Source organism: Amycolatopsis sp. NPDC051106 (assembly GCF_040682775.1).
Classification (GTDB): domain Bacteria; phylum Actinomycetota; class Actinomycetes; order Mycobacteriales; family Pseudonocardiaceae; genus Amycolatopsis.
In genome coordinates this window covers 67413-86298 of record NZ_JBFBBQ010000013.1, presented here as the reverse complement: position 1 = coordinate 86298, position 18886 = coordinate 67413, and the positions used below count along the sequence as shown (strand labels likewise).

Sequence of the window (18886 nt, the reverse complement as noted above, 5' to 3'; positions counted from 1 at the left end):
GGAGATGGAGCTGGCCGTGCAGGCCCGGGCGCTGGGCAAGCGCTACGGGCGCACCTGGGCGTTGCAGGACTGCGCGCTGGAGGTGCCCGTCGGGCGGATCGCCGCGCTGGTGGGCCCGAACGGCGCGGGCAAGACGACCCTGCTGCACCTGGCCGTCGGGCTGCTGCGCCCCGACGCGGGGGAGGTGCTGGTGTTCGGCCGCGACCCGCGGTCCGTGCTCCCGGACGTCGGGTTCGTCGCGCAGGACACCCCGCTGTACCGGGACTTCACCGCCGCGGAGCTCGTCACGATGGGCGGCAGGCTGAACCGCCGCCGCTGGGACGCCGCGCTGGCCCGTGAACGGCTCGCCATGCTCGGCATCCCGCCGGACCGGCCGGTGGGCAAGCTGTCCGGCGGCCAGCGGGCACAGGTCGCGCTGGCGCTGGCCCTGGCCAAGCGCCCGAGGCTGCTGCTGCTCGACGAGCCCATCGCGAGCCTGGACCCGTTGGCGCGCCGGGAGTTCATGCAGACGCTGATGGGCGCGGTGGCCGACAGCGAGACGACCGTCCTGCTGTCCTCGCACCTGCTCGCCGACCTCGAACGCAGCTGCGACTACCTCGTCGTCCTGCAGCAGTCCCGGGTCCAGCTGACCGGACCCGTCGACGAGCTGCTCGAAACGCACCGCACGCTGGTCGGCCCGCGGGCCGGCAGCGAGTCGATCGCCGGTGTCGCGAAGGTGGTCCGCGCGAGCCACACCGAACGTCAGTCGACCCTGCTCGTCCGCCGCGGCGACGGGCCGGTGGATCCTTTGTGGACGGAGCACGAAGTGACGCTGGAGGACCTGGTGCTGGCCCACCTCGCCGACGCGGAGCCCCGCGTCGCCGCGACCGCATGGGGGGTGCCGGCATGATCTGGCTGACCTGGCGCCAGCACCGCAAGCAGGCCCTGTTCACGCTCGGCGCCCTGGTCGCGCTCGCCGCGATCATGGTGCCGACGGGCCTGGCGATGCACACGAAGTTCGACAGCCTCGGCCTGGCCGCCTGCCGGGCCGCGCTCGGGGGTGCGTCGATGATCACCCAGACCGAGGAGGTCAGTCGCTGCGGCGGCCTCGGCCACCAGTTCCAGCAGCAGTTCGGCGGCATGGTGTTCGTGGCCGTGCTGTTCGTGGTCCTGCCCGTGCTGGTCGGCGTGTTCTTCGGCGCGCCGCTGGTCGCCCGCGAGGTCGAGCAGGGCACCCACCGTCTCGTGTGGACGCAGGGCGTCAGCCGCCTCCACTGGGCGCTGGTCAAGTTCGGCCTGGTCGGCGGGATCACCGCGGTGCTGGCCGTCGTGTACGCGCTCGGCGTCTCGTGGTGGTTCGAACCGCTGGTCACCGCGAGCACCGGGCGGCTGGGGTACTTGTCCTTCGACGTCCAGGGCGTCGTCCCGATCGCGTACACGCTGTTCGCGCTCGCTCTGGGCGTCTTCGCGGGGACGTACTGGCGCAAGGTGCTGCCCGCCATGGGGATCGCGCTGGTCGGCTTCGCGGCGGTCCGCGTCGCGATCGAGGTCCTGGCCCGGCCGCGCTACCTGCCCGCGCAGGCACTGACGTTCTTCCCGGACGGTGACCGGACACCGAACACGGCGTCGGGCGACTGGGTGCTGTCCCAAGGCGTCCGCAACGCGGCGGGGGAGATGGTGCTGCCCAACGCGGAGATCGGCCCGTGCGGCCCCGGCGGCTGCGGGCAGAGCGAAGCCGGTCCCGGCGCGTACAACTGGCTGCAGTACCAGCCGGGCGACCGGTTCTGGACGTTCCAGGGCATCGAGACGGGGATCTTCGTGCTGCTGACGGCGGCACTGGTGTACTTCGCGCTCCGCCGGTTGCGCACGCTCGCCTGACCCGGCCGTTTCCCACCGGGCAGCCCGCCGGGTGGTGAGTTGCCCACGACGGCCCGGCGCTCCTGCGGCCGTTCGGGTGGTCTGCCGGGGGAAGCGGGCCAACCGGGCCCGGACCGTCGGTGCGCCGCCGTAAGGTCGCTCACGGTGAGGGAGCACAACGGGGATTTGTCCGCTGGGCGCGCGGGGGATTCGGAACCGTGGCGGGTGTGCTTGCTGGACTCGTCGGGCCGGACACTGGGTGCCGGCATGCTGCTGGGCGAATCCACGGTGCTTACCTGTGCGCACGTCGTGCAGGCCGTCGGCGGGGAAGCGCTTACGCTACCCGAGTGCCCGGCCGGGCAGCTCGTGGTCCGCTTCGTCGGCCTGCCCGGGATGCCGGAGGCCTACGCCGGCGTCCGGCCGGGGTGCTGGGTGCCGCCGCTGCCCGACGGCCGCGGGGACATCGCGCTGCTGGAGCTGAGCGAGGCGTTCCCCGGCGTACCGGGTGCGCCGCTGGTGCGCCTCGGCGCCGTCCGTGACCGGGTGGTCTACACCTACGGCTTCCCGCCGCCGCACCAGCACGGCGTGTGGGTGAACGACGCCGAGCTGGCCGGCCCGGCCGGGCCGGGCAGCGAGTGGGTCCAGCTGAACTCGAAGCCGCCCGGCGAACGGGTCCGCCGCGGGTTCAGCGGCGCCGGGGTGATCGACAAGGCCACCGACGCCGTGCTCGGCATGGTGGTCACCGAATACACCGACGAACGGCTCGGCCTCGCCTACCTGATCCCGGTCGAGACGATCGTCCGGCACGTCCCGGAGGTCGCCCGGTGGGTGGGCGAGCCGCCGCGGCCGCCGTCCGGTCCGCTGGTCGTCGTCATCGGCGACCGCGACTCGGCGGTGGTCCGGGACTTCCTGACCCAGGTCCGGCGCGAACGCCGCGGGTCTCGGCCGGGCCGGGGCGACCGGCTCGCCGCGATCGTCGACGCCACCGGCAAGACCGCCGACGAGGTGGCCGAGAACGTCAGCGCCGGCATCAGCACCGAGGAGGTCACCACGGTGCTCGCGACCAACCCGGAGGACGTCGCCGTGGCGGTGGCCGGGGTCGACGCCGCCCGCGCGCCGGAGGAGGTGCTGACCGGCGCGGTCAAACCGTTGATGGACAAGGGAGCCACCGTGCTCGTCCAGTTCAGCGGACCCGACTCGCCCGGCGTGCGCCTGGCCCGCCGCTGGGAGAGCGAGCGGAACGCGCGGCGGCTGGACCGGCTGGCGCTCCTGGTCGAGATGGTGGAGCACGAAGAGGAGCGGACACGCGAGCGGGCCGCCCAGGTCGGTACACGCGCGCACCCGGCGGCCGAGGTGCCCGGCCACGCCGCGGACCTGCGCCTGCGGCTGGCCGCGCTGCGCTCGGCGGGCGAGCGCATCGACCCCGGCCGCGTCCGGCGCGCGCTGACGGTGACCGAGCGCGACGCCGAAGCGGCCCGCCGGGAGCTCGTCCGGCTGCACGCCGATCTCGACGCGCACGCCGCCCGGCACGACGAGCTGCGCGGACGGCTCCGCGGCTACAACGCGAAGGCGACCGACGCGGGCTTCATGGAGGACGAGGAACTGGCCGGGCTGTACCGCCCGGCGATGGCGGCGCTCGCCGCGGTCCCCGGCAACCCGGCGGCCGCCGCGGAACTGGTCGAGCGCTACGTGCGCGCGGTCCGCCACCGGCTGGCCGGCTCATGACCGCCGAGCCGGTGTGGTGTCACGGGCAGCCCGTCGGGCCGACGGGGTTCTGCGAGGTGTGCGGCCACCGCCGGGTGCCGGTCGAAGCCTCCACCGTCGTGCTGGGCACGTCCCTTCCGGAGAGCACCCGGCGCAGTGTCGAGCTGTGGGGCGGGGAAACCGACTTCCAGTCGCTGCCCGCGGTCGAGGTACCGGATCCCGAGAAGCTGGTCCTCGCCGACCCGGACTACCCGGAGCAGCACCGGTTCTGCGGCCGCTGCGGCGAACCGGTGGGCCGCGCCTACGCCGGCGAACCCGCGTTCGCCGAAGGGTTCTGCGAGAGCTGCGGCGAGCGGTTCTCCTTCCTGCCCAAGCTTTCGCCCGAGGAGCGGGTCGGCGACCGCTACGAGGTCCTCGGCTGCTTCGCCCGCGGTGGGCTCGGCTGGGTGTACCTGGCGGCCGACACCGCGCTCGCCGGCCAGCACGTCGTGCTCAAGGGCGTGATCAACAGCGAAAGCGCGATGCTGCGCGCGCTCGCGCGGGTCGAGCGGGACGTGCTCATCCGGCTCGACCACCCGAACATCGTGCGGATCACCGACTTCGTCGAGCACACCCCGCCCTCCGGTGGCGAGCCGGACACCTACCTGGTGATGGAGTACGTCGGCGGCCGGTCCCTGCGCGACCTCCTCGTCAAGGGGCCGCCGCCGCGCGTGGAGCACGTCATCGTCTACGGCCGCGCGATCCTCGGCGCGCTGGACTACCTCCACGGCGAGGGCCTGCTGTACTGCGACATGAAGCCGGAGAACGTGATCCACGGCGACAAGCGCGTCAAGGTCATCGACCTCGGCGCGGCCCGTGCGATCGACGACTCGGCCAGTCCGAGCGTCGGGACCGAGGGGTTCCAGGTGCCGGCGCACGAACTGACCCGGCACGGCCTGACCGTCCGGTCCGACCTGCACACCGTGGGCCGGACGCTGCAGGTGCTGCTGGAGGCTGCGGGCGAGGCCACGGACCCGGACCGCGTCGTCGGCGGCGTCGATTCCCTGCGCCGGGTCCTCGAGCGCGCGGTCGCGCCGTTCGAGCGGCGGTTCGCCACCGCGGCCGAGATGGCCGAGCAGCTCGACGGCGTGCGCCGGGAAATCCTTTCGCTGCGCGACGAACGGCCGCGCCCGGTGCCGTCGGCGCTGTTCGAGGACACCGCCGAACTGCTCGACGACGGCCTCGGCGCGGTGCCCGGTCTCGACCGCTGGGTCTCCGGCACCTCCCGCGCCGGAGAACGGGACTACGGGCTGCCGCGCGCCGCCGACGGCGCCGGCCGGCTGCCGCTCCCGCGGGTCGCGCCGGACGACCCGGCGGCCGAGTTCATCGCCGCCGCCGGCGCGCCGGGACCGCACCGCTGGCTGGACAAGCTCGCGTTCTTCGGCGAACGCTCGGTCGAGATCGAGTTCGCCCGGACGCGGGCGCTGGTCGCGGTGGGCGACTCCGACCGCGCGGCCGTGACCTTGTCGAGGGCCGAAGAGCTGCTCGGCGCCGAGGCCGCGCGCGACTGGCGGGCGGCCTGGCACCACGGCCTGCTGGCGCTCGTCCGCGGCGACACCGAGCCGGCCGCGGCGGCGTTCGACCGGGTGCACCGCGCGTGGCCGGGCGAGCTCGCGCCGAAGCTCGCGCTCGGCTTCTGCGCCGAACTGCGCGGGGACACCCGGCAGGCCGAGCGCTGCTACCGCTCGGTGTGGCACCGCGACCACAGTCAGGTCAGCGCCGTCTTCGGCCTGGCCAGGAGCCATCTGCGAGATCGGGGCCGCGACGGCGCGGTCGCCCTGCTGGACGCCGTCCCGCCGATCTCCCGCCACTACGACGCCGCGCGGATCGCCGCCGTGCGGATCCGGGTGGCCCGCCTGCCGTCCGGGCCGCCGGGCCCGGACGACCTCGCCGACGCGGCGCGGCGGCTGCCCGAGCTCTACCTCGACGGCGAGTCCCAGGACCGGTTGGAGACGCTCGTCCGCGAGGCGGCGCTGGACGCCCTCGGCGACGGCGCCCAGCCCGGCTGGAACGACGGTGCCCTGCTCGGCGAGCGCGTCACCGACCCCGGGCTGCGCACACTGCTGGAGCAGTCCCTGCGCCGGCTCGCCGAGCGGGCCCGGGACCGCAACGACCACGGCGTGCTCGTCGACCTCGCCAACTCCGTCCGGCCGAAGACGAGAAGGTGATCGGATGCCCGAAACCCCGTCGTTCACCCTGCAGCTGAGCCAGAACAAGTACCTGGCCCCCTCGGACGAGCGGATGGACGCCGTCCTCACCGTGCGGGTGGGCGACGCCGGGGCGACGGTGGCGGACGGCGTGCCGCAGACCGCGGAACTGCTGCTGGTGGACTGCTCCAGCTCGATGGACTGGCCGCCGACGAAGATCGAGGCCGCGCGGCACGCCTGCCGGGTCGCCGTCGACTCCCTGCGCGACGGCGTGCTGTTCGGGGTGGTGGAGTGCACCGCGCACGCCGAGCTGGTCTACCCGGCGACCCCGGAGCTGGCCGTGGCCGGCCCGCGGACGCGGCACGAAGCGAAGACGGCGGTCTCCGGTCTCATCGCCGGCGGCGGCACCGCGATGAGCCAGTGGCTGGAGCTGGCCCGGGAGCTCTTCGCGCGCAACCCCACCGCGATCCGGCACGCCGTGCTGCTGACCGACGGTAAGAACGAATCCGACCGCACGGGCGCGCTGGAGGCCGCGCTCGAGCGCTGCCGGGGCGAGTTCGCCTGCGACGCCCGGGGAATCGGTGACGACTGGGAGCCGCGGGACCTGCAGCGCATCGCGTCCGTGCTGCGCGGCAGCGCCGACGCGGTGCTGGAGGACGCCGAGCTCGCCGGGGACTTCCGGCGGCTGGTCGAGCAGGCGATGGGCCGGACGGTGCCGGACCTGCGGCTGCGGCTGACCACGATGCCCTACAGCAGGCTGAGGTTCGTCAAGCAGGTCTTCCCGACCGAGGTGGACCTCACCGCGCAGTGCCGGGCCGGCGGCCGCGTGCTCGAGCTGCCCACCGGCGCGTGGGGCGACGAGCAACGCGAGTACCACCTCTGCCTCGACGTCGAAGCGGCGGAGCTGACCCGCCACGAAGACCGGCTGCTGGGCACGGTCACCCTGCTCGAGGGCGCGGACACCGTGGTGAGCGATCAGCTCCCGGTCGTCGGCTACCTGACCGACGACCTGGCGCTCTCGAGCGTGCCGGACGAGAACGTCGCCCGCATCACCGGGCAGGCCGAGCTGGGCCGGGCGGTCCGCGCGGGCTGGGACGCCTTCGAGCGCGAAGACCGGGCGGAGGCGGCGCGGGAATGGGGCACCGCGTACCGGCTGGCCACCGACCTCGGCAACGCGGAGATCCTCAAGCGCCTGGGCCGCCTGGTCGACGTCCGCGACGACGGCGCCGTCGCGATCAAGGAGAACGTCCGCCCGCGCGACGGGTTCTCGCTCGTGCTCGGGTCGACCATCTCCACCTACACCGCCGAACCCGTCGCCGCGCCGGTCCGTCCGGAAGACGGTGGTGCGCCGCGCGAGTGTATCCATTGTGGACACAAAGCGCGGCCGTCGGCGAAGCGCTGCGGGCGGTGCGGCGAACCGTTCGAGGATCCGTCGTGAGCGCCACGAGCACCACGCGCAAGACCCTGTGGTGGCTGCGGCTCGGGCTGGTGGCCGGCAGCGCGCTGGTGCTGGTGACCGCGCTGGCGACCTTCCTCGGGGTGCGGGCGAGCATCGCCGAGGTCCGCGAACGGACCGCGCCGGCCGTGACCGAGGTGTCGCTGGCGAAGGAGGCGCTCGTGGCCGCCCACGGCGCCGCGGTGGCCGCCTTCGAGCACGGTCATGCGCGCCTGACCGGCCCCAGCGAACAGTACGAGGACGAGATCGCGCTGGCCGGCCAGCAGCTCGCCCAGGTCGCGGAGCACAACGCGGCCGGCGAGCAGGGCAGCCAGACGCTGCGGCTCATCGAAGGGCTGCTGCCCGCGTACAATAGCGTCATCGGGCAGGCCGGCGCCCACTTCCGGCAGGACAACGGCGGCGCGCTCGCCGCGAGCGACCTGCAGTCCGCGGCCGACCTGCTGACCGCGAAGGAGAACGGCATCCTCGCGCGGCTCGACACCCTGGCCGTGGCCCAGCGCGCCGCGCTGGACAGGCAGCTCGGCACCGACTGGCTGGACCCGGCGATCACGCTGCTGTGGGCGGTGCCGGTGCTGCTTCTGCTCGTCCTGCTGATCCGGACCCAGCGCTTCCTCGCCCGCCGGTTCCGGCGGACGGTCAACTCCGCGCTGCTCGCCGCGACGGCGGCCCTGGTGGTGCTGGGGGCGGGGACGGCGCTGCTGCTCGGCGTCCAGTCCGGCGCCCGGGACAGCGGTGCCGTGCTGGAGCGGACGGTGGACGCACGCTCTGCCGCGACGACGACGGCCGCCGGCCAGGCCCAGGCGTCGCTCGCCCGGGTGCTGGTCACCTCGTGCCGTACCGGAGGAGTGGCAGCCTGCGGCGACACGGTGGACGCGTTCGTCGCCGCGACGGCCTCCCCGCCCGAGGGCCCGCCCGCGGCCGACATCGACGAGCCGGCGTTGCCGGGACTCACGGAGCCGGGCTGGAACGGGCTGCTCGGCTACGGGATTCCCGTGCTGGCCGGGGGAATCGGGGTGCTGGCCGCGGGCGGCCTGCAGCCCCGGCTCGACGAATACCGGTTCCGGGGAGCGAGAAGCCGATGAGGAAACGCCTCGCCGTGACCGTGCTGGCCGCCGCTTTGGCGGCCGGGGTATCCGGCTGCTCCGCCGACCCCGGGGCGGAGGTCGTGACCGTGCTCGGCCCGTGGACCGGCGACGAGCAGGCCGCGTTCCAGCGCGTGCTCGACGGCTTCACCCGCGAGACCGGGATCCCGACGCGGTACCAGGGCACCCGCGCGCAGAACCAGGTGTGCGCGGCGACCTGCAGCAGGGCACCCCGCCGCACGTGGCGGTGCTGTCCAACCCGGCCGAGCTCGCCGGATACGCGCACTCGGGCGACCTGAAGCCGCTGGACGCCGTCCTCGGCGCGGAGGCGGCCGAGACGTACAGCTCGCAATGGCTGAAGCTGCAGCAGCTCGGGCGCGGCGCGATGTACGCGGTCGCCGTCAAGGCCGACCTGAAGAGCATCGTCTGGTACTCGCCGAAAACCTTCACCGGGCCGGCCCCGGCGACGTGGGACCAGCTCCTGGCGACGTCGCGGCAGCTCGCCGCCGGCGGGCAACGTCCTTGGTGCCTCGGCATGGGCGCCCCGCCGAACTCCGGGTTCCCGGGCACCGACTGGATCGAGGACATCCTGCTGCACAGCGCCGGCCCGCGGGTCTACAGCGCCTGGGCGGCCGGCACCCTGCCGTGGACCGACCCGGCGGTGCGGGCCGCGTGGCGGAGCTGGGGCGACCTGGTGCTGGCGCCGGGTGCGGTCCGCGGCGGCAGCACGGCGGCGGTGCTGACGTCGTTCGCCGACGCGGGCAAGGCGATGTTTGCCGAACCGCCGGGGTGCGTGTGGGAGCACCTGGGTTCGTTCGCGATCGGCGGGTACGGCGCACTCCCGGGACCACCCGTGCCCGACCGTGACTTCCGGTTCTTCCCGTTCCCGGGCGCGGGGGCGGGCGGTCCGGTCGAGGTCTCGGCCGACCTCGCGGCGATGTTCCACGACACGCCGGCCGCCCGAAAGCTCATGGTCTACCTCGCCAGTGAGGCGGGCCAGCGCATCTGGCCGTCGGGCGGGACGACGTTCTCGGTGCACCAGCGGCTCGTCGGGCAAGGCGTCTACCGCAGCGACGTCACCCGGCGGATCGCGACGACCCTCGCGCAGGGCACCGACCTGTGCTTCGACGCGTCGGACCTGATGCCGTCGGCGATGAGCAGCGCGTTCTCCCAGGCGGTGCTGGAGTACCTGGTCCACCCGGACCGCCTGGAGCGGCAGGACGGGCTGCTCGCCGAGCTGGAACAGGTGCGCCTCGGCATCGGCCCGGAGCAGTGGCTGGATTTGTCTTGTTGATCGGTGCCGCCTTGGAGGATCACTTGCCGGAATTCGTGCGTTTCCCGCTGGCCGACGGCGGATCGGTGCTCGTCGAGGTGGAGGTGGAACCCGGCTTCGAGCGCGCTTCGGCGCCGTCGGGGGTGCTCCGCAAGGCGACGACGACGTTCGAGCACGCACTGAACGAGGTCCGCGCGGCAGCGGGCGCGGCGCTGGCCCAGTTCCGCGACCTGGGCCCGGACGAGGTCGAGCTCAAGTTCGGCGTCAAGCTGGACGCCCAGGCCGGCGCGGTGATCGCGCGCACGGGGTTGCAGGGCCAGTTCGAGGTGAAGCTGAAGTGGGTGCGCGGGGAGGCGTCCACTGAGGACAGTGCCGACGAGGAAGAACCGGCCAAGCCGGCGGCCGGTGGCGGGCCGAGCTAGCGCTTGACGCCGACGATCCCGGCCACGCACTTGGCCGAGCCCGACAGCGGGGTGAGCCGGGGGCCGTCCGGCCACCACTCGTCGCACACCGCGAGGCCCGGCTCGGAGGTCGCGTTCGGCTGGAGGAACTCCAGGCCCGGCAGCATGGCTTCGATCTCCGCGCGCGTGCGGAACCGGCCGGCGCCGAGGGGGCCCTGGGTCAGGATGTCCTCGATGCGCTTGGCGATCGCGGTCAGCTCCGGCACCTCGGGGTCGAAGAAGTGCGACAGCACCACGTACGAGCCCGGGGCGAGCGCGTCGATGTACTGCCGCATGACGTCGGCCGCGCCGTCGCCCTCGAAGTGGTGCATCGTGCCGACGTGCAGCAGCGCGACCGGCTCCGAGAAGTCGATGTGCTGCCGGACGTCCTCGTGACCGAGCACCTCTTCCGGCTTGAAGATGTCCGCCTCGACCATGTGCGTGAAGTCGTTCTCCACGAGCAGCGCCCGGCCGTGCGCGAGGACCACGGGGTCGTTGTCGATGTAGACCACCGTGTGGTCCTTGTCGATGCGCTGGACGATCTGGTGCGTGTTCTCCGCCGTCGGCAGCCCGGACCCGCAGTCGACGAACTGCCGGATCTTGGTCTGGGCGGCCAGCATCCGCAGCGCACGGTTGTGGAAACCGCGGTTGCCGCGGGCGATGTCGACCGCTTCCGGGACCGCCGCGCGGATCTTCTCCATCACCACGCGGTCGACTTCGTAGAAGTTGTGGCCGCCGAGGAACCCGTCGTAGATCCGGGCGATGCTCGGCCGCTCGGGGTCGACCCCCACCGGCTTCTGGCTGGGGGACAGCGTCTCGGACATGGCGACCTCGCAGTGCTTCGGCGCGTGGCGTGGAGCCACCCAGCGTAGTAGCCCGGGTCCGCGCGGTGAACGCGAGGTCAGCCGCTCGGCCGAAGCCGCTGGTCGGGAATGTCGTCCCAGGCACGCTCGGCGCGTTCGCGGCGCAGCCGGGCGAGGTGCTGCTCGATCCGGCGGTCGAGGTCGCGTGCGGCCTCGGACAGTTCCGTCAGGTCGCGACGGGACGCCGGGTGCCCGACGGCCCCCGTGTCCACTTCGTCCCCTGCCCTGTCCACTACCGGCACCTCCCGGGTCGGATCGGCCCTGACCTCGTCCCAGCGTTACTGCCCCAACCGGCCCTCGCCAAAACGGTGCCTGGCGAAACGACGGCAGTGAGCCCGGGCACGCCGGTGCGGCCGTCCGGCTGACCAGGCGGGAAATCCCTGGTGCCAATTTTGACCAGGTGGTAGAAATTCAGCGAACCCCGTGACCTCCAGGAGCCGGTGATGAGCGAGCATTCCGTGCAGCTGTACTCGGTCCGCGACGCCTTCGCGGCCGATCCCGCCGACACCCTGCGGCGGCTCGCCGCGATCGGCTTCACGCGCGTCGAGCCGTACGGGGTCGTCGAGAACGTCGAAGCGCTGCGGGCCGGGCTGCCGGCGAACGGCCTGAGCGCCCCGACCGCGCACGCCCGCCTGATCGGCGCCGACCAGGCGGCCGTCTTCACCGCGGCCGCCGAGCTGGGCATCGGCCTGGTCATCGACCCGCTCGTCAAGCCGGAGCAGTGGCAGGACCCGGCCGACATCGCCGCCACGGCGGACGCGCTGAACGCCGCCGCCAAGCTCGCGGCCGAACACGGTGTCCAGGTCGGCTACCACAACCACTGGTGGGAGCTGGAGTCCCGGATCGACGGCCGCAGCGCGTTCGAAGTGTTCGCCGACCAGCTCGATCCGGCCGTCGCGCTGGAGGTCGACACCTACTGGGCCACGGCGGGCGGTGAGGACGCTCCCGCCCTGCTGCGCCGGCTCGGCGACCGCGTCCGCGCGATCCACGTCAAGGACGGCGGCCTGGCCACCGACGCCACCGGCCAGGTGCCCGCCGGACAGGGCCGGCTGCCCGTCACCGACGTGCTCGCCGCCGCGCCGGACGCGCTGCGCGTGATCGAGTTCGACGCCTACGACGGCGACGTCTTCGAGGCCATCGCCGCCAGCCACGCCTTCCTGACGGGCGCGGGCCGGTGACCGGCGGGCCGGTCGGCGTCGGGATCATCGGCGCCGGCGTCATCAGCGGCACCTACCTCGAAAACCTGACGAGCTTCCCGGACGTCAGCGTGCGGTGGGTCGCGGACCTCGACATCGGGCGCGCGGCGGCCCAGGCGGCGGCCCACGGCGTGCCGCATTCGGGCACGGTGGCCGAGCTGCTCGCCGACCCCGAGGTCGAAATCGTGGTCAACCTGACCCTCCCGGCCTCGCACGTCGACGTCGGGCTCGCGGCCCTGGAGGCGGGCAAGCACGTCTGGGCGGAGAAGCCCCTCGCGCTCGACCGCCAGACCGGCCGCAAGCTGCTGGACCGAGCACGGGAGAAGGGATTGCGCGTGGCGAGTGCGCCCGACACCGTGCTCGGCGCCGCGCTGCAGACCGCGCGCCGGAGCGTCGACGCGGGCCGGATCGGGCGTCCCCTGACCGCGTTGGCCCTGTTCCAGGTGCCGGGGCCGGAAGTGTGGCACCCGGCGCCGGAGTTCTACTTCCAGGCCGGCGGCGGGCCGCTGCTGGACATGGGCCCGTACTACCTGACGACGCTGGTGCACCTGCTGGGCCCGGTCCGGCGCGTCACCGGGGCCGGCGGGCGGGCGCGCGACACCCGGGTCGTGGGGTCCGGGCCGCGGGCGGGGACGGAGTTCCCGGTGCTGGTGCCGACCACGGTCACCGCTCTCGTCGAGTTCGAAAGCGCCTCGGCGCAGCTGGTGCTGAGCTTCGACTCGGCGCTCAAGCGGACCGGGCTGGTGGAGCTGACCGGCACGCTCGGCACCGCCGTGCTGCCGGACCCCAACCGGTTCGACGAGCCGACCCGGCTGCACCTGCTCGGCCACGACGAGCCGGAAGAGCTGCCGGCGGCGGGACACGCGGCTTCGCGCGGCACCGGCACCCTGGAACTGGCGCGGGCGATCCGCGCCGGCGTGCCGGAACGCGCGTCCGGGGAGCTGGCCTACCACGTGCTCGACACGATGCTGGCGATCGACGAGTCGATGACCCTCGGTCAGCCGGTGGACGTCGGCAGCACGGTCGATGTCCCGCCCTTGCTCCCGGCGGACTGGGACCCGTACGCGAAGACCCTCTAGACGGGGACGGTGAGCAGGTTCTGCAGGTAGAAGCGCAGCGAACCGACCAGGTCGACGTCGCCGGGGACGGTCAGCCACTGCACCTGCAGGCCGTCCATGAGGGCGATGAACGTCAGCGTCGCGAGCCCGGGGTCGACGCCGTCCCGCAGTTCGCCGCGGGCGGCCAGCACCGCGAACGACTCACGCACGCCTTCGCGCGCGGCCCGGTAGTGGCGCACGAAGTACTCGTGCGCCGGGTGGTCCGGGGCGACGGCCTCGGCGGCGAGCCGGGAGTAGAGGTCGACGATCCCGGGGTGGCGGACGTTGTGCTCGGCGAGCGCGACGAAGTGGCGCAGCACCTCGAGGCCGGGCGGCACCGTCAGCTGCTCCCGCTCGGAGTCCTCGGTGTCGCGCCGTTCGAGCACGGCGGCGAGCAGGGCCTCCTTGGTGGGGAAGTAGTACAGGAGGCCGGCGTGCGAAATCCCGACGCGCTTGGCGATCTCGCGCAGCGACGAGCCGTGGTAGCCGAGCTCGCCGTAGGCCGCGGCCGCCGCCGTGATGATGTCCTCGCGGCGGATCCGGCCCTTCAGGTAGCCCCCGGTCACGGGGTCGCGGTGGTCTCGGCGGCGTGCACGGCACCATCATGCCGCAGCGGTGTTTCGCACAAACGACGTGAGCGGACGAACAATTCGGTTGTGCGAACGCTCGTGGCTTGCGAACATCGCGGCGTGAAGAGTGCGGAACGGCAGCGGATCATCGTGGAGCGGCTGCGCGACACCGACCAGGTGGCCGTCGCGGACCTGGCGGCGGCCACCGGCGCGTCCGAAATGACCGTGCGCCGCGACCTCGACCACCTGGCCTCGCGCGGCGTGCTGCGGCGGGTGCACGGCGGGGCCGTCCCCGCGTCGCCGTCCGGGGTCGAGCCGCCGTTCGCCGCCCGCGCGACGGAAGCCGTCGCGGCGAAGCGGGCCATCGCGACCGCGGCGGCCGAGCTGATCCGCGACGGCGAAACGATCGTGCTCGACAGCGGCACGACCGCGCTGGAGCTCGCGCGGCTGCTGCGCGGGCGCCCGGTCACCGTGATGCCGCTTTCGCTGCACGCGGCCCGGGAGCTGGCCGACGATCCGGACATCCGCCTGCTCCTGCCCGGCGGCGAGCCGAGGCCGGGGGAGCAGGCCCTGGTGGGCCCGCTGACCGTCGCGTCGCTGCGCGCCCTGCGCTTCGACGTCGCCGTGCTGAGCCCCTGCGCGTTCGGCCTCGACGCCGGGCTCACCGCGTTCGACCTGGGCGACGCCGAGGTCAAGCGGGCCGCCCTCGACGTCGCGGCCCGGGTGATCGTGCTCGCCGACGGCGCCAAGTGGGGCCGCGCCGCGCTCGCCCACGTCTGTCCCGCCGACCGCGCGGACGTAATGATCACCGACCCGGGCGCGCCCGAGGACCAGCGCGCGGCGCTGGCCGGCCTCGGCGTGCTCGTGCACGTCGCCGTCCCCTGGGAGAACCGATGACGACCGCCCCGCCCCGCCCGCGCGCCGCCCGGTTCGCGACCTTCATGTTCTTCGGCCTGAACGGGTTCGCGATGGGCATGTGGGTCGTGCACATCCCGAACGTCGAGCGCGCGACCGGCATCTCGCACAGCACGCTGGGCGGCCTGCTGCTGGTGCTCGGCGGCGCGGCGTTCGCGGGCATGCAGATCTCCGGGCCGCTCGTCGACCGGCTCGGCCACCGCCGCCTGGTCCCGGCGGCCGGGGTCCTGCTGGGGCTTGCGTTGCTCGCACCCGGGTTCGCGAACTCGTGGTGGACGCTGGGCCTTTCGCTGATCCTGTTCGGCTTCGGCAACGGCGCGATCGACGTCGGGATGAACTCGCACGCGGTGGTGGTGGAGCGCGCCTACCCGCGCCCGATCATGGCGGCGTTCCACGCGATGTGGTCGATCGGCGGCGCGTTCGCGGCGGTCATCGGCGCGGCGACGCTCGGCGCGGGTGTGCCGACGGGCGTGACGCTCACCGGCACCGGCCTGCTGTGCGTGGTGCTTTCCCTGGTGTCGGCCCGGTTCCTGATGGAGCCGGCGGACGCGCCTTCGGTGGTCACGGAATCCGCCGCCGAAGCCGCGCCGGCCCGCCGGCGCACGCCGGGGCGCCTGGTGTGGCTGCTCGGCCTGCTGGCGCTGGCGCTGATGCTGTCGGAGGGCGTGGCGAACGACTGGGCGGCGCTGCACATGGAGAAGGTCCTGGGGACCTCGTCCTCGACGGCGGCGCTGGCGTACGGCGCGTTCGCGGTGGCGATGACGACCGGCCGGTTCCTGACCGACCGCGTGGCGGCCTGGGCGGGCCCGGCGGCGATCGTCCGCTATGGAGCGATACTGGCGGCGGTCGGCCTGACGACGGCCGCGGCGGCGCCGTGGGTGCCGCTGTCGCTGGTGGGCTGGGCACTGTTCGGGCTGGGCCTGTCGGGCGGCGTTCCGCAGCTGTTCACGGCGGCGGGCAACCTGGACACGCGGGCTTCGGGGGCGTTGATGGCCCGGGTGGTCGGGCTGGGGTACGTGGGTTTGCTGGCGGGCCCGGCGCTGATCGGCGGGTTGACGCGGTGGATGCCGCTGAACGTCACCTTCGCGGTGCCGGTGGTGCTGTGCGTGCTGGCGGCGGTGTTCGCGGGCGTGCTGAGCCCGAAGCCGGAACCGGCGGAGGAACCGGTCGCCTCCTGACCCGCGGGGGCTAAACCGGCCGGCCGTCCCGCGCGTGCCCTGTCCGGGGTGGTGTGGATGGCGGGGTTCGCCGACGTGCTGCGCGTCCGGGAGTTCCGGGCGCTCTGGCTGGCCGAAGGCCTGTCGGTGGGCGGTGACCAGGTCGCGCGGGTCGCGCTCGCGCTGGTGGTCTTCGCCCGGACGAACTCGGCGGCGCTGACCGCGCTGACGTACGCGCTGACCTTCGTGCCGGCCGTGCTCGGCGGCGTGCTGCTGTCCGGGCTGGCCGACCGGTACCCGCGGCGGGCGGTCATCGTCGCGACCGACGTCGTCCGGGGACTGCTCGCGGCCGCGATGGCCGTGCCGGGGCTGCCGCTGTGGCTGCTGTGGGGACTCGTCGGCGTGCTGACGCTGGCGTCCGCGCCGTTCAAGGCCGCGCAGCTGGCGCTGCTCCCGGACGTCCTGCCGGGCCCGCTGTTCCAGGCCGGGATGGGCCTGCGGCAGATCACCATCCAGGCGGTGCAGGTCGCCGGGTTCGGCGCCGGCGGCGTCCTGGTGACGGCGACCGGGCCGGCCCTCGCGCTGCTGGTCAACGCGGCGACCTTCCTCACGAGCGCGGCGGTCGTCCTGGCGTATGTGCGCCCGCGCCCGGCGGCGCGGGCCGCGAAAACGGCCGGTCCGCCGGCGAAGACGGGTCCGGTGCTGGTCGCGGTGTACGCGTTCGCGGCCCTGATCGGCTTCCTCGTGGTGCCGGAAGGCCTCGCGGCGCCGTACGCGGCGTCGGCCGGCATCGGGTCCGCGGGGGTGGGGATCCTGATGGCGGCGGACCCGGTGGGCAGCGTGCTGGGTGGCTGGTGGGCGGCCCGCACGGCGTCCCGGCCGCGGGAGGCGCCGCGGTCGGTCGCCGTCCCGGCTTCCCTGGCCGGGCTGCCGCTGCTGGTCTGCCCGCTGCTGCCGGGCCCGTGGTGGGCGGCGGGGTTCTGGGCGCTGTCGGGCGGCCTGTCGACGGTGTACCTGATCCGCCTGCAGGCGGCGGTGGCCGACCTGGTCCCGGACGCCCGCCGCGGCACGGTGATGGGCCGCCTCAGCACGTGCCTGTACAGCTCACAGGGCGTCGCGATCGTCGGCGCGGGAGTGCTGGCGGAGCAGGTCGGCCCGGCGACGGCGGTGGCGGTGTCCGGCGCCCTGGCGACGCTGACCGCCCTGTCGGCCGCCGCGGTCTGGCGAGCGAGCGCACGTCAGCCGGCCCCGGCTTGACGTGTCGACCCCCCAATCACACGTGATGCCCCTTCAATCACGAGTGATGCCCGTCAGCGGTGGTGGCCGAGCGGAGCCGCGAGCCGCGTGACGAGGTCTTCGGCGATCTCCCCGGCCGCACGATGCAGCTCCTCGGGCGCGAAAGCCTCTTCGGGACCGATCCTGATGCGTCCGGGACTGGTCAGACTGAATGTCTTGTGGTGGGCCGACGCCTCGGCGATCCCGGTCGTCGCGGTGACCGGATCCAGCCCGATTCCGGGAGCCAGCCGGCCGGACCCCGGGAGGTTGATGGCCAGCAGGGTGCGCAGCCGGGCCGAGACCTGCCGCGCCAGGTCCGCCCGGTCGAGAATCGCGCCGGGCAACGGGAACCAGCAAGTCCGCTGTCCGTCGCGCACCACGGCGAGTCCGCATTCCCCGCCTTGCCGGTCGGCTGAATACGCCCAAGCCGCGTCCGCGGACGATCCGGCGCTCAAAGGCTGCGTCGGCGCGAAGAGCCCGTCGGACCTTCCCAGCGTCGCCAGTTCGTCGCACGTCCGCTCGAGCACATCGTGCCCGCTTGCCGGCCCGGCCGGAACGAGGTGCACCTCGACGAGCGGACTCCGCGGCTCATAGCCCTGCGGGAGCAGTTCCGATCGCCAGGAGACCGGCAGCGACTGCCGGGTCAGGTGACGGAGCAGGTGGTCGATCCCGTCCGCCGTCAGCGCGGGGACCAGGAAGTGGTCGGCGCTGTGACCCCGCAAGAACGAGGGGAGGTCGCCGAGCTTCCGGCCGGGCAGGATCACGGGAAGGAGCTTCGGGGGCCGATCAGCCTGGAGGAGGTCGCGCAGCGCCGAAGCTTCGAGCGTGCGATCGTCCGCTCGCCGGAAGCCCTCCGACGCCACCACGAGCACGAAATCGGCTTCGGCGAGGTCGGCTCCCTGGTCGAGTTCGACGTCGATCCCGTTTTCCCGCAGCAGCGCCGCGAACTCCCGGACCGCCTCGCAGTGCTGGTCGGTGTCCGGGGTGAAGGAGATGAAGGCACGGGGCGGCGTCATCGGGGAATCCTCTCAGCCGATCGGCTCCTGCAGCTCCGTCACCCAGCCCGAAGGATCCTCCGGGCAGTCCAGGTAGAGCTCCCGCTGCGGCCCGGCCGTGGTGAACCCGTGGCCGGCGATCCACCGGACCACCGCCTGCCAGCTCGGCAGCACGCCGTCGATCGCGCCGCGGTGGACCAGCGTCGCCGCGCGGACCGGGGGCAGGTCCGCCACCGTCAAGCCGTTGAGGTCGCCCGGGCCGACGGACGCCGGAACCGCCGCGTGCACGACGACCTCGTCCTCCGCGCGCTGCTCGTAATAGCACGTCAGCCGCCCGGCCGGGGTGACGTCCGCGAGGGCGAGACGGCGGCCCAGCTCCGCGCAGAGCGGGCGCACCACCGGGCCGATCGCCTCCGGCGCGAACCCCGCCGCCACCCCCGTCAGCTCCACCACCCGCATGGCGGGCAGCTCCTTGACGACGACGTCGGGTGCGCGACCTTCTTCCTCGATCGTCCGCAGCCGCGCCTCGACCTGCGCGAGCCGCGCCGCGCCTTCCACCAGCGCGGCCTCCAGCTCCGCCCGCCGCAGCGCGAGCATGCCGCGGACCCGCTCCACCGGGAGGTCGTCGGCCAGCAGCGTCGCCACCTGGTCGAGGGTGAACCCGAGGTCCTTCACCGCGACGATCCGGTTGAGCCGCGCCAGCTGGCCCGCCGTGTAGCTGCGGTAGCCGGTCGCGGGGTCGACGCGCGCCGGCCGCAGCAGCCCGAGCGCGTCGTAGTGGCGCAGCATCCGGACCGACACCCGGCCGTGGCGGGCGAAGTCGCCGATCGAAAACACGCACC

19 protein-coding genes are annotated in these 18886 nt (G+C 73.9%); 14 read left to right on the top strand and 5 right to left on the bottom strand.

Going from position 1 to position 18886, the window contains the following annotated elements; genetic code table 11:
* Positions 1 to 4: 4 nt before the first annotated feature.
* The 9 genes from AB0M83_RS13335 to AB0M83_RS13295 all read left to right on the top strand — a co-directional run bounded on the left by AB0M83_RS13335 (position 5) and on the right by AB0M83_RS13295 (position 9959).
* Complete coding sequence (locus tag AB0M83_RS13335; RefSeq protein WP_364516566.1) at positions 5 to 889, top strand: ABC transporter ATP-binding protein; 885 nt, start codon at positions 5 to 7, stop codon at positions 887 to 889.
* Entirely contained in the window at positions 886 to 1857 is a 972-nt protein-coding gene (locus AB0M83_RS13330) for an ABC transporter permease (RefSeq protein ID WP_364516564.1), read from the top strand. Before AB0M83_RS13335 ends, AB0M83_RS13330 begins: the two co-directional genes overlap by 4 nt.
* A gap of 246 nt (positions 1858 to 2103) precedes the next feature.
* The gene (locus AB0M83_RS13325; RefSeq protein ID WP_364516562.1) at positions 2104 to 3561 is read left to right on the top strand and encodes a serine protease; all 1458 of its coding nucleotides are present in this window, start codon (positions 2104 to 2106) and stop codon (positions 3559 to 3561) included.
* Positions 3558 to 5747 (top strand): tetratricopeptide repeat protein, encoded by a 2190-nt coding sequence (locus AB0M83_RS13320; protein WP_364516560.1) that lies wholly within the window; start codon positions 3558 to 3560, stop codon positions 5745 to 5747. The genes AB0M83_RS13325 and AB0M83_RS13320 overlap by 4 nt, the downstream gene beginning before the upstream one ends.
* A 4-nt stretch (positions 5748 to 5751) precedes the next feature.
* Positions 5752 to 7164 (top strand): VWA domain-containing protein, encoded by a 1413-nt coding sequence (locus tag AB0M83_RS13315; protein WP_364516558.1) that lies wholly within the window; start codon positions 5752 to 5754, stop codon positions 7162 to 7164.
* On the top strand, positions 7161 to 8264 hold the full coding sequence (locus AB0M83_RS13310) for a hypothetical protein (protein ID WP_364516556.1): 1104 nt from the start codon (positions 7161 to 7163) through the stop codon (positions 8262 to 8264). Before AB0M83_RS13315 ends, AB0M83_RS13310 begins: the two co-directional genes overlap by 4 nt.
* Entirely contained in the window at positions 8261 to 8563 is a 303-nt protein-coding gene (locus tag AB0M83_RS13305; RefSeq protein ID WP_364516554.1) for a hypothetical protein, read from the top strand. Before AB0M83_RS13310 ends, AB0M83_RS13305 begins: the two co-directional genes overlap by 4 nt.
* Complete coding sequence (locus tag AB0M83_RS13300) at positions 8470 to 9558, top strand: extracellular solute-binding protein (protein WP_364516552.1); 1089 nt, start codon at positions 8470 to 8472, stop codon at positions 9556 to 9558. The genes AB0M83_RS13305 and AB0M83_RS13300 overlap by 94 nt, the downstream gene beginning before the upstream one ends.
* 23 nt (positions 9559 to 9581) lie before the next feature.
* On the top strand, positions 9582 to 9959 hold the full coding sequence (locus AB0M83_RS13295; protein ID WP_364516550.1) for a CU044_2847 family protein: 378 nt from the start codon (positions 9582 to 9584) through the stop codon (positions 9957 to 9959).
* Here the strand turns inward: AB0M83_RS13295 and AB0M83_RS13290 are convergent.
* Positions 9956 to 10801 carry an SAM-dependent methyltransferase gene (locus AB0M83_RS13290; RefSeq protein WP_364516548.1) on the bottom strand — a complete coding sequence of 282 codons (846 nt, stop codon included), beginning with the start codon at positions 10799 to 10801 and terminating at the stop codon, positions 9956 to 9958. The two genes, AB0M83_RS13295 and AB0M83_RS13290, sit on opposite strands and share 4 nt — an antisense overlap.
* A 77-nt stretch (positions 10802 to 10878) precedes the next feature.
* The gene (locus AB0M83_RS13285) at positions 10879 to 11073 is read right to left on the bottom strand and encodes a hypothetical protein (RefSeq protein ID WP_155546414.1); all 195 of its coding nucleotides are present in this window, start codon (positions 11071 to 11073) and stop codon (positions 10879 to 10881) included.
* A gap of 210 nt (positions 11074 to 11283) precedes the next feature.
* On the opposite strand from AB0M83_RS13285, the gene AB0M83_RS13280 reads away from it, so the two are divergent.
* Both AB0M83_RS13280 and AB0M83_RS13275 read left to right on the top strand, forming a co-directional pair.
* On the top strand, positions 11284 to 12018 hold the full coding sequence (locus AB0M83_RS13280; protein ID WP_364516546.1) for a TIM barrel protein: 735 nt from the start codon (positions 11284 to 11286) through the stop codon (positions 12016 to 12018).
* Complete coding sequence (locus AB0M83_RS13275) at positions 12015 to 13115, top strand: Gfo/Idh/MocA family oxidoreductase (RefSeq protein ID WP_364516544.1); 1101 nt, start codon at positions 12015 to 12017, stop codon at positions 13113 to 13115. The genes AB0M83_RS13280 and AB0M83_RS13275 overlap by 4 nt, the downstream gene beginning before the upstream one ends.
* Here AB0M83_RS13275 and AB0M83_RS13270 read toward each other — a convergent pair.
* Entirely contained in the window at positions 13112 to 13699 is a 588-nt protein-coding gene (locus AB0M83_RS13270) for a TetR/AcrR family transcriptional regulator (protein ID WP_364516542.1), read from the bottom strand. The two genes, AB0M83_RS13275 and AB0M83_RS13270, sit on opposite strands and share 4 nt — an antisense overlap.
* A 123-nt stretch (positions 13700 to 13822) precedes the next feature.
* Between AB0M83_RS13270 and AB0M83_RS13265 the strand changes: the two genes are divergently transcribed.
* From AB0M83_RS13265 to AB0M83_RS13255, 3 genes are read left to right on the top strand one after another with little or no spacing between them, the layout of a single operon-like run.
* The gene (locus AB0M83_RS13265; RefSeq protein WP_364516540.1) at positions 13823 to 14599 is read left to right on the top strand and encodes a DeoR/GlpR family DNA-binding transcription regulator; all 777 of its coding nucleotides are present in this window, start codon (positions 13823 to 13825) and stop codon (positions 14597 to 14599) included.
* The gene (locus AB0M83_RS13260) at positions 14596 to 15795 is read left to right on the top strand and encodes an MFS transporter (RefSeq protein ID WP_364516538.1); all 1200 of its coding nucleotides are present in this window, start codon (positions 14596 to 14598) and stop codon (positions 15793 to 15795) included. The genes AB0M83_RS13265 and AB0M83_RS13260 overlap by 4 nt, the downstream gene beginning before the upstream one ends.
* Before the next feature lie 57 nt (positions 15796 to 15852).
* Positions 15853 to 17031 (top strand): MFS transporter, encoded by a 1179-nt coding sequence (locus AB0M83_RS13255; protein ID WP_364516536.1) that lies wholly within the window; start codon positions 15853 to 15855, stop codon positions 17029 to 17031.
* 53 nt (positions 17032 to 17084) lie between these two features.
* Here AB0M83_RS13255 and AB0M83_RS13250 read toward each other — a convergent pair whose 3' ends face one another.
* Both AB0M83_RS13250 and AB0M83_RS13245 read right to left on the bottom strand, forming a co-directional pair.
* Positions 17085 to 18065 carry a hypothetical protein gene (locus AB0M83_RS13250; protein ID WP_364516534.1) on the bottom strand — a complete coding sequence of 327 codons (981 nt, stop codon included), beginning with the start codon at positions 18063 to 18065 and terminating at the stop codon, positions 17085 to 17087.
* Positions 18066 to 18077: 12 nt separating this feature from the next.
* On the bottom strand, positions 18078 to 18881 hold the full coding sequence (locus AB0M83_RS13245) for a MerR family transcriptional regulator (protein ID WP_364516532.1): 804 nt from the start codon (positions 18879 to 18881) through the stop codon (positions 18078 to 18080).
* Positions 18882 to 18886 lie beyond the last annotated feature (5 nt).

What these genes read in the sequence shown, in the direction of transcription:
- AB0M83_RS13335 (WP_364516566.1), top strand. Translation starts at nt 5, where the DNA reads ATGGAGCTGGCCGTGCAGGCCCGGGCGCTGGGCAAGCGCTACGGGCGC.
- AB0M83_RS13330 (WP_364516564.1), top strand. Translation starts at nt 886, where the DNA reads ATGATCTGGCTGACCTGGCGCCAGCACCGCAAGCAGGCCCTGTTCACG.
- AB0M83_RS13325 (WP_364516562.1), top strand. Translation starts at nt 2,104, where the DNA reads ATGCTGCTGGGCGAATCCACGGTGCTTACCTGTGCGCACGTCGTGCAG.
- AB0M83_RS13320 (WP_364516560.1), top strand. Translation starts at nt 3,558, where the DNA reads ATGACCGCCGAGCCGGTGTGGTGTCACGGGCAGCCCGTCGGGCCGACG.
- AB0M83_RS13315 (WP_364516558.1), top strand. Translation starts at nt 5,752, where the DNA reads ATGCCCGAAACCCCGTCGTTCACCCTGCAGCTGAGCCAGAACAAGTAC.
- AB0M83_RS13305 (WP_364516554.1), top strand. Translation starts at nt 8,261, where the DNA reads ATGAGGAAACGCCTCGCCGTGACCGTGCTGGCCGCCGCTTTGGCGGCC.
- AB0M83_RS13290 (WP_364516548.1), bottom strand. Translation starts at nt 10,801, where the DNA reads ATGTCCGAGACGCTGTCCCCCAGCCAGAAGCCGGTGGGGGTCGACCCC.
- AB0M83_RS13280 (WP_364516546.1), top strand. Translation starts at nt 11,284, where the DNA reads ATGAGCGAGCATTCCGTGCAGCTGTACTCGGTCCGCGACGCCTTCGCG.
- AB0M83_RS13260 (WP_364516538.1), top strand. Translation starts at nt 14,596, where the DNA reads ATGACGACCGCCCCGCCCCGCCCGCGCGCCGCCCGGTTCGCGACCTTC.
- AB0M83_RS13255 (WP_364516536.1), top strand. Translation starts at nt 15,853, where the DNA reads ATGGCGGGGTTCGCCGACGTGCTGCGCGTCCGGGAGTTCCGGGCGCTC.
- AB0M83_RS13250 (WP_364516534.1), bottom strand. Translation starts at nt 18,065, where the DNA reads ATGACGCCGCCCCGTGCCTTCATCTCCTTCACCCCGGACACCGACCAG.